This window comes from Caulobacter sp. GW821-FHT11E11, from assembly GCF_058808315.1.
This window is the reverse complement of the sequence record NZ_JBXARO010000002.1, coordinates 718533-732731: the sequence shown is the minus strand read 5'-3', so window position 1 is coordinate 732731 and position 14199 is coordinate 718533. Positions and strand designations below refer to the sequence as shown.

Below are 14199 nucleotides of genomic sequence, written 5' to 3'. Positions count from 1 at the left end.
GTTCACCGAACCGGTCTTGGCGTCCTGCCAGAACGCGACATAGCGCTGGGCGGCGCGGGCGGAATAGGCATAGGCCAAGTCCTTCTCCTGCGGAGTCAGCAGGTCCAGCACCGCCGCGGCGGTCAGGGTCTCGATGATGGCCGTCTCGCCGTAGGGGCCGATGCTGCGGCCGTATTCAAAGCCCCGGCCCTCGGCGTCCAGGCGCATCAGCATCACGTCGGCCGACTTGCGCAGCCAGGTCAGGACCTGCTGGGGCGGCTTGCCGCCGGTCTCGATGAAGCGCTGGGCGATCTCACCGGCCAGCAGCACGCTGTAGCGGTCGAAGCGCCCTTCCCCGTCGGTCTCGTCGGCGAAGCCGTACTGGCCCGAGTACAGGTCGTAGTGCTCGGCGATCTTGGCGTAGAGCTTCTCGGCCGGCGCGCCGTCGTCCCAGCCCATGCGGGTGCGCAGACGGGCGATGGCGAAGGCCACGCAGTAATAGTTGTTGGGGTGGTCGATCAGGGCGTAGCTGTCGACGTCGACGAACATCCGCCAGTCCAGCCGCACGCGCAGCTTGGCCAGGGTCAGCGGGTCGACGGCGTCCTTCAGACGGCCCGCCTCGCGCAGCTTGTTCAGCGCCGACAGGTAGTAGTAGGCGCCCCAGCTGTCGTTGGCGTCGTCGGCCGTCAGCTTGGCGATCTTGCGGAAGTCGGCCAGGTAGGCCGGCAGGCGCGGATCGTTGTCCGGCAGGGTGACCAGGAAGTCCACCAGGCCCAGGGCGATCTTGCCGGGCAGGAACTTGTCGCTGCCGTTGAACACCGGCTGGCCATCCAGTTCCAGCTTGCGGCCGTCCTTGACCAGCTTGATCAGCAGTTGCTCGGTCTGGGGCTGGATGCGCTCGCGGACCGTGACGTCGTAGGCGGGGATGGCCGCGCCGGGAGCCTCGGCCGCCTGGGCGACGCTGCCCAGACCCAGCAGGATCAGGGCCGAAATCGAAACGCCGCGCGCTACGCTGGTAACCGGTGTCAGGTGCAAGTCTACGGTCCTCCCCGAGTGGTCATTTCCGACCTTGCTCTTGACCGTTCCGACGCGCTGGTCGGCGACCTCCTCAAAAGATTTCGAAAGTTTTTTAGCGGCAGCGCTGTCTAGGGCGCGGCATGCAGCTCGACCGTCGTGGCGCTGGTCTGGGCGCGGACGGGGAAATAGGACTGCACCGCCTCGACGAAGGCCCGGCTCTCGCCCGTGCGGAACGTGCCGCTGATCCGCAGGGACCGCAGCCGCGCGTCGGCGACCACCACCTGCAGGGTCGAGTAGCGGTTCATCTCAGCCGCCGCGTCGGCCAGGGCCACGTCGTCGAACACCACCTGCCCTCGCCGCCAGGCCAGGGCGCGGTCCAGATCGACCTTGCGAGGCTCGCCCGGCTGCACGCCGTCGACCATCTGCATCGACTGTCCGGGCATCATCATCGCCAGGGTCGCCGCGCTCTCGTGATTGCTGACGGCGACCTTGCCCTCGGCCAGCACGACGGTGGTCTCGCGCGGCTCGCGACGGACCGAGAAGGCCGTGCCGACGGCCGTGACCGTGCGCGGCCCGGCGCGCACCCGCAGCGGCCGGCTGGCGTCATGCGCCACTTCGAAATAGGCGCGCCCGCCGACCAGATCGATCGAGCGAACCGAGGCGGTGTAGCGCACCCGCATGACGCTCAGGGCGTCCAGGGTGACGCGGCTGCCGTCCGACAGGGTCAGGGTGCGCTGCTCACCCAGGGCCGTCTGGATCAGCTCGTCCTGGCCGCCGCGATGGCGCAGCCACCAGATGCCGCCCGCCGGCGCGGTGACGGCCGCGACCAGGCCCGCGGCGATCAAGCGGCGATCCAGGTTCGGGCGACGTCCACGCCCGGCGCGAGCCCGCGCCAGAGCCTCGCGGCGCGCGGTCAGCAGGTCGTCGGTTCCAGCCGCCTCGCCCATCAGCCGCCACACGGCCTGGGCGCGGTCATAGGCCTCGACATGGGCCGGATCCTGGTCCAGCCAGCGCGCGAAGCCGGCCTCGTCGGACGCAGTCCCGCCCATCCGCCGCGCGGCCCAGCCGGCGGCGGTCTCGTCGATCAGGGACTGTTGAAGCGGGTTCGACAAGGTTCAGCTCTGAAACGGACCGGCCCCGCGCATCAGATGCGCCAGGGCCTTGATGATGTACTTCTCGACCGAGCTGACGGAAACGCCGAACGCCTTGGCGATCTCGGCATGTTTCCAGCCTTCCAGCCGGTGCAGGATGAAGGCGTCCCGCGTGCGCTCGTCCAGTTCGGACAATCGCAGCATCGCCGCCTGCAAGGCCTGCCTGTCACTTAAGACGCGCTCGGGCGAAATACCCTCAAAGCGATCCTGCCGAAGCTCGGTCTCGCTCAGGTGGCTGCGGAACGTCTTCTGGCGCCGGGACCGGTCGCGCAGCAGGTTGACCGCCGTCCGGAAGACGAACGCCTCGGGATTGTCGATGGCCGCCCCGTCCGGCCGTCGCACCAGGCGCAGGAACACCTCCTGCGTCAGGTCCTCGGCCTCGTCACGCGAATAGACGCGGCGCTCGAAATAGGCCGTCAGCGGCCCGCGATAGGCCTCCGACAGGCGCTCGAGGAAGGCCTGCTCGCGCGGATCGAGTTTTGGCTGCGCGGCCATGGCCTACGACAAATCCTCCCTGATGCGCGGATCTTCGCCGCGCCCTTTTGGTTCCGACGCGCTTGCGGAGCCGATCCTCAATGCGCGCGTGCTCATTTTCAGTAGTCCATCGCCAGGCGAACGCCCAGGTGGCGGCCACTGTCGCGCGCCGGCTTCCAGTGGGTGGCGAAGGCCGGCTGGCCGTCGGCGCCCGTCACATTCCACTGCACGTCTCGTCCGCGCGTCACGGCGAAGCGCTGGTCCAGCAGGTTGCTCACGAAGCCGGTCACCCGCCAGCCCGGCCCGCCCAGCATGACCGAGGCGTCCAGCACGCCATAGGCCGGCTCAATCGAGGCCGGGTCCTGCAGCAGGCTGTAATAGACGCGCGAGCGCCAGCGATAGCCGGCATTGACCTCCAGTCGCCGGTCCGCGCCCAGCGGCCGCTGGTAATAGGCGTTGAGGGTCAGCGACCAGCGCGGCGCGTTGAACAGGGTCTTGCCCGACAGGTCCTGGCGACCGCCGACACAGCCCTGGGCCGCCGTCTGGCCGAAATAGCAGGGCGCGCTGTCGAACTCCCGCATGACCGCCCGGCTGTAGGCGGCGGCGCCCGCCACGGTCAGGCGCGGGGTCAGGCGAGCGCTGAACTCGCTCTCCACACCCTCGGCCCGCATGTTGCCGACGCTGTTGAGGACGTTGAATCCGGTGGCGTCGTCGCGGCTCTGGACCTGGAAGCCCGAGAACCGCTCCTGATAGGCCGTCAGGTTCCAGCTGAGGTTCCGGTCCGGGGACACCGCCCGAAGGCCGATCTCGTGGTTCTCGACCGTCTCCGAAGCGATCGGCTGCTGGGCGGCGATGGCGTCGGCCACCGGCTGCCCGGCGAAGGGCCCCGAGGTCAGCCGCGTCCGCGTGGTCAGGCTGCTGGTCAGGTCGTAGGCCCGCCCCTTGTAGCCGGTGGAATAGGTCGCATAGGCCGTGACGTCCGGCGCCACCACGCCCTGCACGCCCAGACGCCCGCTAACGGCGGTGTCGCTGTGGCAGGTCTCGATCGGCACGGTGGGCGAGGCGCGCGAGCACGACGGCGCGCCATAGGTGACGCCATTGCCCAGGTCGTCGAAGCGGTAGCCGATCTTCTCGTGGCTGATCCGCGCGCCCGACAGGATCGAGAGCCGGTCGCTGATGGCGTAAGCCCCTTGCCCGAACGCCGCGAAGGTCTGGCTGAAGGTCCGGGCGATATAGCGCGAATAGGCCGTGCTGTTGGTGGTCGGCAGCGACGGCAGGCCGTTGTAGTCACCCAGGCTGTTGGAGCCCCGCACGAAGTAGCGTCGGGCCTTGGTGTGGCCGACATAGACGCCGCTCACATAGTCCCAGCGCCCGCCTGTGGGGCTGTTCAGGCGCAGCTCCTGGCTCTCGGCGCGGATGCGGAAATAGCCGCCGTTGGACGACCCGCCGCGCGGCAGCCGGGGGTCCTGCAGGCTGTAGTCCAGGTCGGTGGCGTCGGTGTCCTGGCGATCGTAGAGGTAGTAGCGATCCAGGGCCGAGATCGCGGTCAGCCGCCAGGAGCCCACGGCCCCGACCGCGCGGATATTGACGCCCTTGTCCGTGGCGTTACCGCGCGCGTTGATGTCGTAGCGGGCGGTGCGGTTGTTGGGTCCGGGAACGATGCCGCGCAGGATGGTCTCGCGAGGGATCTCGGCCCGGCCCATCGTCGCCTGAGGCGAGACATAGGTGTCGGCCCCGACGCAGCACGAGGCCAGGGTGCGGGTCAGATAGGGCGAGACCGCGATCGTCCAGTTGACGCCCGGCGTCCAGACCAGCTTGCCTCGCAGGTTGAAGTCGGACTGGCCGTTCAGCCACTGCCGGGTCCCGAGGTTGTAGACATTGCCGCGATAGCGCCCGTAGGCGGCCGAGAGCCGGAACTTCAGGTCGTCCGACAAGGGTCCCGTTACCACCGCCTGCGCGCGCTGCTCGTGGTCGTTGGTCAGCATCGTCTCGGCCTGGGCCGAGAAGACGTCGCTGGCCGGCCGGGTGGTGATGTAGATGACGCCCGCTGAGGCCGACTTGCCAAACAAGGTGCTCTGCGGGCCGCGCAGGATCTCGACCTGCTGCACGTCGGCCAGGGCGGTGAAGGCCATGGCCTGGAAGGCCTGCGGCACGTCGTCGACCACCACAACCACGCTGGGTTCGGTGCCGATCGAATAGGAATAGGTGCCCACGCCCCGGACATTGATGCTGTTGTTGCCGGGCTGGGTGGTCTTGGAGATCGTCAGGGTCGGGGCCAACCGCGTCAGGTCGTCGAAGTCGCGCACGCCGGCGCGGTCCAGCATCTGGCTGGACAGGGCCTGCACCGAGGCGTCGGAACGGCCCAGGGTCTCCAGCCGCTTGCCCGAGGTGACGACCACCGCCTCCAGCCCGACCACGGGCTCGATCTCCCGGGCGGTCCGAGCGGGCGCGGGCTCGCGCTGCGGACGGGCGCTGGGCTTGATGCGGTAGATGACGATGACGTCCGACGGCGTGCGGCGGAACGCCAGGTCGGTGCGCGCCAGCAGGAGGCTCAAGGCGCGATCCACGCTCATCCGTCCGCGCAGAGCCGGGGCGCGCTGGTCGGTGGTCAGTTCGGGAGCGTACAGCAGCTGCTCCCCGGTCGCCTGGCCCAGGCGCTGAAGGGCGATGCTGAGACTGGAGGCGTCCTGATCGAAGGTCGCAACGACGCTGGCGGCCATAGCCGTGTCGGGCGCCAGCAGGGCCAGGCCCAGCAAAGCCCCGACACGCCTGCGGCGACGAGCGCGAGCGAGGCGCCGATCCATGTTCACCTCCCCTGCGCGACTCTCCGGCCGCTGTGCGGATCGTCCAATAGACGACTCCTTTCCCTTACGACGCGCCTTGCGATCGGGTCCGCAAGCAAAATGTCGCGATTTGCGCGTCAGCCAAGCGGACAACGCTGTCGGGCCGGATCCGTGTGGCTTCGCAGGAACGCGGGCAGATCAACAGCTATCGACCACAGAAGACGAGCTCAAGAGCAGCTTCACTTCCAGCGATCAGCGAATTTGAACAACAAACGCCACCAACAATAACCGCAGACCAATGAAAGCAACGACAAGCCTTCAGAGCTCTCCGATTGAGATACATCAAGGTTATTGCGCAGAAATTCTGCACGCTCGCCGAAGCAAACTCTATTTATCCCATCGCTTCAGTATAGTTTTGATCCACCCCACATCGAACAACGTTCTGAAACGGGGCTACACGTGATCACTGGTGTTTCGGCGACCTTCCCTTCCCGCCGCCTGTTACTGGCCCTGCTGTGCTCCAGCGCGGCGAGCGCGGCCTTGGCCGGCGAGACGCCCCCGCCCCTGCCCGCCGACACCGCCGCGCAGTCGGCGGACGCCGCCCTGGTCGGCCAGGTCTTCGTCACCGCTCGCCGCCGCGAGGAGACCGCCCAGTCGGTGCCGATCGCGCTGACGGTGACCTCGGCCGAGACCCTGACCCAGACCGGCGTCAACAGCGTCGTCGCCCTGACCCAGTTGGTGCCGACCCTGCAGGTGCTGTCGCCGAACGCCCGCAACACCGCCCTGACGATCCGAGGCCTGGGCGCCTCCTACGGCCTGGCCAATGACGGCCTGGAGCAAGGCGTCGGCATCTATGTCGATCAGGTCTATAATTCGCGTCCCAGCTCGGCGACCCTGGACTTCGTCGACATCCAGCAGATCGAGGTGCTGCGCGGTCCGCAAGGCACGCTGTTCGGCAAGAACACCACCGCCGGCGCCCTCAACATCACCACGCGCGACGCGACCCAGACCTTCGAAACGGACGTCGAGGCGAGCGTGGGCAGCCTGAACTTCCGGCAGTTGAAGGCCACCGTGGCCGGCCCGCTGATCAGGGGCGTGCTGGCCGGCCGCCTCTCGGCCGTGGGCACCTGGCGCGACGGCGACCTCTACAACCCGATCAGCAGGACCAGGCAGAACGCCCGCGCCAGCACGGGCTATCGCGGCCAGCTGAAGTTCACGCCAAACGACCGCCTGACCGTCAAGCTGGCGGGCGACTACAGCGTCCAGCAGCCCGAGTGCTGCACCCAGGTCTATGTCACCGTCGGCCAGACCCTCAAACCCGCCGCCCAGCAATACGCGGCCTTGGCCGCCGGGCGCGGCTACAAGGTCGCCAGCACCAATCCCTATGACCGGATCTCCGACATCAATGATCCGATCCAGGCCGACCAGTGGGCCAGCGGCCTGTCGGCGATCGTCGAATACGACCTGGGCGCGTTCACCCTGACCTCGGTGTCGGCCCATCGCGAGTGGGACTGGGAGCCGCGCAACGACCGCGACTACACCGCCCTGGACGTCACCCGTCGCTCCAACAACCCCTCGCACCAGAAGCAGGACAGCCAGGAGCTGCGCCTGGCCAACAATGGCGGCGGCGCGATCGACTGGACCGTCGGCCTCTACTGGTTCGACCAGAACGTCACGACCCACGGCGTTACCGAATACGGCCGCGACGCCTCGTACTGGCTGCTGCCCGGCACGAACTCTCCGGACGCCCTGCTCGAGGGCTACACGGTGTTCAACGACAGCAGCATCGACACCACCAGCTATGCGGGCTTCGGCCAGCTGACCTGGAAGGTCTCCGACCGCTTCAGCGTCACGCCGGGCCTACGCTACACGCACGAGAAGAAGGACGGAGTCTACGTCCAGACCACGCGCGGCGGCCTGGTCACCACCGACACCACCCTGGTCAACCGCCGCCTGGGCATCGCCCGGCCGCAGAGCTTCTCGGCCAAGACCAGCGACGGTTCGTGGTCGGGTCAAGTGGCGGCGGTCTATGCGATCAACGCCGACATCAATGCCTACGCCACCGCGTCACGCGGCCACAAGTCGGGCGGGATCAACATGACCTCCCTGCCCCTGACCAGCGCCGGCCTCCCGGCCCAGCAAGCGGCGGTGATCCGTCCCGAGCGCCTGACCACCATCGACGTCGGCCTCAAGACCCAGTGGTTCAACCGCCTGGTCACCGCCAACCTCGCGGCCTTCGTCACCGACGTGAAGGACTTCCAGGCCAACGTTGTCGACAGCGGCCCCGGCGCCCTGCGCGGCTACCTGGCCAATGTCGAGAAGGTCGAGGTGCGCGGCGTCGAACTGGACACCTCCACCCGCTCGATCGGCGGCTTCAAGTTCTACGGCAACCTCGCCTATACCGACGGCAAGTATGCCAGCTTCCGCAACGGCCCCTGCCCGCTGGAACGGATCGGCTCTTCGACCGCCGCCTGCGACCTGTCGGGCAAGGCGCTGCCAGGCCTGTCGAAGTGGGCGGGATCGGCCGGCGCCGAATATCGCGCCAAGACCAGCCTGGGCCGTCAGACCGGCGAGGCCTATGCCGGCGTCGACGCCAGCTTCCGCTCGGCCTATTTCGCCGACAGCTCGGACTCGATCCACACCCGGATCAAGGCCTACGAGATCGTCAACCTGCGCGCCGGCTTCCAGTCCGACAGCGGCTGGGAAGCGTTCGTGTCGGTCCGCAACGCCTTCGACGCCGAGTACCTGCAGAACATCACCGTAGTCTCGGGTAATTCGGGCCTGGTGGTCGGCACGCCCGGCGACGCGCGCGCCGTCGCCTTCACCCTGAGGGCCAGCTACTAGCGGCTTGCGGCGGGCGTCAGATAGATCGGATTGCCGATCATCAGCAGGCGCCCGCCCGCATCGCGGACATTGACCCGCACCCAGCTGGCGCGCGGGCCCAGATGGACCGTGAACTTGCCGTCCGAGATCGATGGAGTGAGCTTGGCGCCGTCCTGGATGATCTCCAGACCCGCCGCGTCAGCGCCAGCCAGCGTTACTGCGAAGGTCACCGCCTCGCCCGGCTTGGCCGCCAGCGCTCCGCCCATTACCACTGTCCGGTCGCCGACGCTGGCCGACAGGTCCAGCATCCGGTCGCGGGTCCCGTCCAGGTCGATGAACACCCGCCCCGCTTTCAGGCCCACCAGCAGCGCCTCGGTCGAGAGACTCTCGGCGTGGATCACCGTGGCCGGGCGACCAACGGCCGAGGACTTGTCGTGCGGGATGCCGGCGTCGTGGTTGTCGCTGCCGCCGATGGCGGTGATGCGGCGGCCCTGGTTCAGCTGGGCCTCCCAGAAGGGCACACCCGACAGCATGCCCTCGAAGCCGCCCAGCGCCTTCTCGTTGCCGCCATTGGCGACCTCGATGGCGGCGACCGCGTCGAAGTCGGTGTCCTTGGCGGTCCAGCCGCAGCCCATGCACATCTCGCCCGACGGCACGGCCGGGTGGCTGATCGAGAAGATTCCGCCGGCCGCCTTCACCGCCTGTTGCAGGCTACGGATGGTCGGGACGGTCTTGGAGCCCAGGCGGAAGTCGATGAAGGCCGTGGGCCCGAAGACGTTGGCGTGGCCTTGGAAGGTGGTGACCTCGCGGCCAGTCATCAGCAGCAGGCCCGGGAACGACGGCTGCAGCTCGGCCAGGGCCTCGGCCTGGCTGGTGGTGTTGTGGTCGGTGATCGCGACGAAGTCGAGGCCGGCGGCCTGGGCGGCCAGCACGGTGCGATAGACCGGACATGGCGCGCGCGGCGCCTCACCCGTCGTGCAGCCGCCGTCGCTATGGGCGGTGTGCATGTGCAGGTCGCCGCGGTACCAGCCTGGCGTCGTCGCCTTGGGCAAGGTTGCCGGCAGCGGCGCGGGTCCCCGCGCGAACCAGACCTTGGCCTCGTAGGTCGCCTTCGAGTTCGGCCGCGCATTGGGCACGCCCAGCAGCAGGGTCCATTTCCCGGCCGGCAACGGTCCCGGCAGATAGCTGGCCGTCGCCGCCTCGGCCGAGACGAAGAAGCTCTTCTTGTTGCCGCCGCTCCAGCCTCGGAAGCGGACAGGATCCAGCAGGCCCAGATCCACCACCGTCCTGTTCTCGCGGCCGGTGTAGTCGAAGGCCACCGACAGACGCGTGACACCCGCCGGGACGTCAAAGGTCACCGGCTTGTAGGTCTGGTGGTCGGCGCCGGTGATCTCGCCGGTCAGGACAAGGTCGGGCTTGCCCTCCTGCGCCAGGGCCGGAGACGCGATCAGCAGCAGGACGAGAGCAAGCCAGCGGAGCATGGGTGAGGTCCACAAAAGAATGGGCGGCCGAGGCTGCGGCCGCCCCAAGTTCAGGGGAATGGGTTTCAGGGGAAGAAAGTCAGGCGGCGCGCCCTAGAACTTGTAGAGAAGCGCCGCCTTGAAGGCGCGACCGAACTCCGGCCGGCCGATGCCGTAGAGCGCCCCGGCCTCGCCGCTGATGATCTGGCCGGCGCGGGGGTTGCCCTCGGTCAGGCCCAGCTCGTTGGTCAGGTTCGTGCCGTAGGCATAGACCGACAGCTTGTCGTTGACGTTGAACCGCACCGTGGCGCCCACCAGGGTGTAGGCCGACAGCTTCAGGGTGTTGGCGGCGTCCGAGTAGCGGTCGCCGTAACGCTCGATGCTGCTCTCGATGCGCAGGCGACGGTCCAGCAGGTTCACACCGGGCGTCAGACGGAAGGCCGTCTTCGGCACGCGGATCAGCTGCTTGCCCGTGAAGTCGCGGGTGCGGCTGGCGGTCCCGGCCGGCGGCTTGACCTGGCAGATCGGGTCGGTGGCCGCGACCGTGCAGGCTTCCTCGAACTTGTAGTCGCCGAACTTGGGATCCTGGACCGTGGCGCTGAAGCCCAGGTCGAACCAGGCGACCGGGCGCAGCGTGCCTTCCAGCTCCAGACCCAGGGTCTTAGTGTCGGTGATGCTGGTCTGGGAGACGTAGGCTCCGGTGGCCGGGTTGAACACCAGGCTGCCGAAGCTCAGGGCGTCATAGGCCGTGTGGAAGACCGTGGCGTAGAGATCCAGCTTGCCGGTGGTCAGCTTGTAGCCGCCTTCCATCAGATCCATCGTCTGGATGAAGGGCGATGTATTGGTGGCGTTGGTGATGTAGTCGCCCAGCGACGGCAGGCGGAACGCCGAGGTGTAGCGGGCGAACAGGCCCATGTGCGGGTTGATCCGGTAGTCCGCGCCGACGGTCCAGCCGCTGTGCTCGAACTTTTTGTCCAGGCGGTCATAGACGCCCGAGCCAGCCAGCACGGTGTCGTCAGCCGGGGTCGGCGAGAGGCCCAGATTGATGGTGGCGGTGCGCTCGCTACGGCCTTCGAACTCGATCCGCTCCCAGCGCACGCCGGCGTCGATGCGCAGGGCCGGCGTCACCTGCCACTCGTCGGTCAGGTACAGGGCCGTGGTGTTGGACTTGCCGTCGCCATTGGCGAACTCGGCGCCGTAACGGCTGATGCCGTTCTCGGTCAGGCTGGACAGGATCTTGCCCGAGGCGTCGACAGCCACCAGGTCCAGGCGGCGAGCGTTCTCACGCACGTCCAGCAGGGTGTTGGCCGAATAGCGGTTGAAGGCCTCCTCGACATGGGCGCGGTAGAAGCCGAACGCCACGTCGTGGGTCTGGCCGCCGAAGTCGAACTTATGCAGCACGCGGGTGTCGCTGATCAGCTCGTCCAGCGGCACCGAGACGTAACGCAGCGAACCGTCCAGCACGAGGCCGTTGCCGTTCTGGCCCGCGCCGGTGGTGCTGAACACCTCGCTCGGGTTGGTCGAGTAGCGCAGTTGCACGTCGGTCGCGCCCGGCGTCGCCGCCAGCAGGGCCGCGCGGTACTGAGCGATGCGGGCCGCGCCGGTCACCGGGGTGTTCGGGAACAGGCCGATACGCTTGGACTCCGAGGTCCGGTAGCGCAGCGTCTCCTGCAGATGCCAGCCGTCGGCGATCTCGTACTTCAGCTCGGCGGTGGCTTGGGTCAACTTGACCTCGGTGCCGCGCGACAGGTCCCAGTCGAACGGCCCCTTGGGGCCGCGCAGGGTCAGCTTGTTGGTCTCCGGCCCGGCCAAGGCGCCGGTCAGCGGGTCGAAGCCCGGCGCGGCGCTGGCTTGGCCGTCGGCGTTGAACTTCAGCGGCACGCCGGCGAACAGGATGACGTTGTCGTCCAGGTGCTTGATGTTGAAGTCGAAGCTGCCGCGCTCGAAGTCACGGCCGATCGAGGCGCGGACCTGGTAGCCCTTGTTGGCCGTGAAGCCCGGGTCGCGGATACCCTTGTCGTCGCGCCAGAAGCCGCCGACACCCATGCGCCAGTCGCCGATTGGACCGCCGTAATAGGCGTCGACGCGCTTGAGGCCGTAGTCGCTGCCCTGGATCTTGACGATGCCTTCCTGGGTTTCGCCCTTGCGGGTGATGAAGTTGACCGTGCCGCCCGGCGCGTACGAGGCGAAGATCGAGGACGGGCCGCCGCGCACCACTTCGATGCGGTCGATGGTCTCGTCCAGGCGGAACGACTGGTCGGCGTTCAGATAGCCCAGGCCGCCGTCATGCTGGATCGGCGCGCCGTCTTCCTGCAGGGCGATGGCCGAGAAGCCTTCCTGCGGGATACCGCGGGCGCGGATGTTGGCGCTGGCCTCGCCGCCCGAGGCCTCGACCCAGAAGCCGGGCACCGACTTCAGCGCGTCGGCCACGCCCATCGGCGAGCGCAGGCGCAGGGTCTCTTCGTTCATGGTGGTGACGGCGTAGCTGGTCGCCAGGCGGGTGCGGGCGTCCGAGCCGGCGCGCGAAGTGACGATCAGTTCCTCGACCGTCGACACGTCAGCGGCGGCCGCGCCCGCGGCCAAAGGGCCGGCGCCCCGCTGGCGCAGCGTGATGACCTGGGCGGTGGCCGAGGCGATCTCCAGCTCGCTGCCGTCGATTAGCTTGCGCACCGCGTCCTCGCGGCCGAACGCGCCCTGCAGGCCGCTCGTGCGGTGCTTGGCGGCCACGTCGTAGGGGAACAGGATCTGAACGCCGGCCTGGCGCGAGAAGGCGTTCAGGGCCTGGGCGGTGTCGCCGGCCGGGATGTTGAACTCCACCCGCGCGACGGCCTGGGCCTGAGCGGCGGCCGGAACGACGGCGACCAGCGCAGTCGTGGCCAGAAGCAGAGCGCCGATGCGCGGCGTCCAAGTCTTGGTCATTGTTTTTCGCCCCTCTTGTCATCGCCGGAAATCGGCGTCTCGCTCGGGAAGATGGAAGGGGCGCGAGAAACCTCTATCGAGATTTGAGAAGAATTCGTGACGGACCATCCTCGATGATCCGTAGACCGAAGGTCGTCCGCAGGGCTTCCAGGAAGGTTTCGGGATTGTCGGTCAGGAACCGGCCACCCAGACGCATGGCGCCGACCTTGGCGTCTTCTATGACCAGCTTGCGGACGAGATAACGATTGTATTCCTCGACCGCATCGGACAGGCGCTGACCTTCGAAAACGATTTCACCACGTCGCCAGGCCTGCACGGCCTGGACCTCGGCCTCGGGCGCGGCGGCCACGGCTACGCCGGCGGCGGTGACGGCCAGGGCCTGGCGGGCGTCGGTCGCGGTTTCCACCACCGCCTGGGCTTGGCCAGCGGCCGTGGCGATCGCCGCGCGGCCGGCCAGGACGATCAGGTCCAGGCCCGCCGGCCGCAGGCGGGCGTTGAACTGGCCGGGCGTCAGCCGCGCAAGGCCTTGCTGGGTGAACAACTCGAACGGCCGCAGGACGTCCTGGGCGACGGTCAGGGCCACCTCCCCTCGCTGCAGCCACAAGCGTCGATGCTTGCGATCGAAGCGCCACAACACCTCGGTGTCGGTGTTCAGCTCGACCGAACTGCCGTCGGGCAGAGCCAGGGTGCGGCGCTCGCCGACCCCGGTAATCGTGCGGGCGCGAAACAGCTGATCGCGCCCGAGATAGGCCGCGCCGGAGAGCCCGGCGGCCATGGCGACGCCTCCACCGATCCAGGCGCGACGGCTCATCGCCGGCCGCTGACGCGGCTCGGCGTCACGCAAGGCGTCCAGCTTGCTCCAGGCGGCGGCGACCTCGGCGAAGGCGGCGGCGCGGCGCGGATCGGCGTCGCGCCAGGCCTCGAACTCGGCGGGGTCGGCCCGGCCGGCGTCCAGACGCGCCAGCCATTCCGAAGCCTGGGCGATCAGCGCGTCTCTGTCTTGATCGCCCGTTTTCGCCATGTACCCGCTCTACTCCCGATCCCGCGGCCATCACTCGCCGCCAGGGCCTTCGTCAACAACATCAGCCCTTTGGCCAGGTGCTTCTCAACCGTAGAGATGGATAAGTTCAACCGAACCGCTATCTGGCCCGGCGAAAGCCCTTCCATTTTTCGTAAAGTGACCACCCGCCGGCACTGTTCGGGCAGGCGGTCGACCGCGTCGAGCACCCGCAGCAATTCCTCGCGGGCGCTGGTCACAGCATGCGCGTCCGGCGCCGGGTCTGGCAGGGCTTCCATCTCCAGCACCCCGATCTGGCGAATGCCCACCACCTTGGCCCGGCGAAATCGCTCGAAGGCCAGGTTGCGGATGATGGTCAGGACGAAGCGCTCGGGCTGCTCCAGGCGTCGCCAGTCCGGCACGCCCAGCACCTTGGCATAGGCTTCCTGGACAAGGTCCTCAGCCTCGACCGCGTCGCCCGTCAGCTTGCGGGCATAGGCGCGATAGACCGACGCGGACGGCAGCACCGCCTCGGCGAACCACTTGTCGATCTCACGTAGCCAGGCCATCGCGCCCTGTCCCGTCGGCGACGCGCC

At 68.3% G+C, this 14199-nt stretch carries 8 protein-coding genes and 1 pseudogene; 1 reads left to right on the top strand and 8 read right to left on the bottom strand.

Going from position 1 to position 14199, the window contains the following annotated elements; translation table 11 throughout:
- The 4 genes and pseudogenes from AC1RR5_RS07340 to AC1RR5_RS07325 all read right to left on the bottom strand — a co-directional run.
- Positions 1 to 1014, bottom strand: a pseudogene (locus AC1RR5_RS07340) (hypothetical protein); the annotation flags it as partial.
- A 110-nt stretch (positions 1015 to 1124) separates the two neighbouring features.
- Complete coding sequence (locus tag AC1RR5_RS07335; RefSeq protein WP_492920558.1) at positions 1125 to 2108, bottom strand: FecR family protein; 984 nt, start codon at positions 2106 to 2108, stop codon at positions 1125 to 1127.
- Between the two features lie 3 nt (positions 2109 to 2111).
- The gene (locus tag AC1RR5_RS07330) at positions 2112 to 2642 is read right to left on the bottom strand and encodes an RNA polymerase sigma factor (RefSeq protein WP_492920556.1); all 531 of its coding nucleotides are present in this window, start codon (positions 2640 to 2642) and stop codon (positions 2112 to 2114) included.
- A gap of 98 nt (positions 2643 to 2740) precedes the next feature.
- Positions 2741 to 5425, bottom strand: coding sequence for a TonB-dependent receptor (locus AC1RR5_RS07325; RefSeq protein WP_492920555.1), 2685 nt, complete (start codon positions 5423 to 5425; stop codon positions 2741 to 2743).
- Between the two features lie 438 nt (positions 5426 to 5863).
- On the opposite strand from AC1RR5_RS07325, the gene AC1RR5_RS07320 reads away from it, so the two are divergent.
- Positions 5864 to 8248, top strand: a complete 2385-nt coding sequence (locus AC1RR5_RS07320; RefSeq protein WP_492920554.1) for a TonB-dependent receptor — start codon at positions 5864 to 5866, stop codon at positions 8246 to 8248.
- Here the strand turns inward: AC1RR5_RS07320 and AC1RR5_RS07315 are convergent.
- The 4 genes from AC1RR5_RS07315 to AC1RR5_RS07300 form a co-directional block, all read right to left on the bottom strand.
- Positions 8245 to 9708 carry a CehA/McbA family metallohydrolase gene (locus tag AC1RR5_RS07315; protein ID WP_492920552.1) on the bottom strand — a complete coding sequence of 488 codons (1464 nt, stop codon included), beginning with the start codon at positions 9706 to 9708 and terminating at the stop codon, positions 8245 to 8247. The two genes, AC1RR5_RS07320 and AC1RR5_RS07315, sit on opposite strands and share 4 nt — an antisense overlap.
- A 93-nt stretch (positions 9709 to 9801) precedes the next feature.
- On the bottom strand, positions 9802 to 12606 hold the full coding sequence (locus tag AC1RR5_RS07310) for a TonB-dependent receptor (RefSeq protein WP_492920551.1): 2805 nt from the start codon (positions 12604 to 12606) through the stop codon (positions 9802 to 9804).
- A 73-nt stretch (positions 12607 to 12679) separates the two neighbouring features.
- Positions 12680 to 13627 carry a FecR family protein gene (locus tag AC1RR5_RS07305; RefSeq protein ID WP_492920550.1) on the bottom strand — a complete coding sequence of 316 codons (948 nt, stop codon included), beginning with the start codon at positions 13625 to 13627 and terminating at the stop codon, positions 12680 to 12682.
- A complete protein-coding gene (locus AC1RR5_RS07300; protein ID WP_492920549.1) occupies positions 13591 to 14172 on the bottom strand; it encodes an RNA polymerase sigma factor in 582 nt (193 codons plus the stop codon). Before AC1RR5_RS07300 ends, AC1RR5_RS07305 begins: the two co-directional genes overlap by 37 nt.
- Between the last annotated feature and the right edge of the window lie 27 nt (positions 14173 to 14199).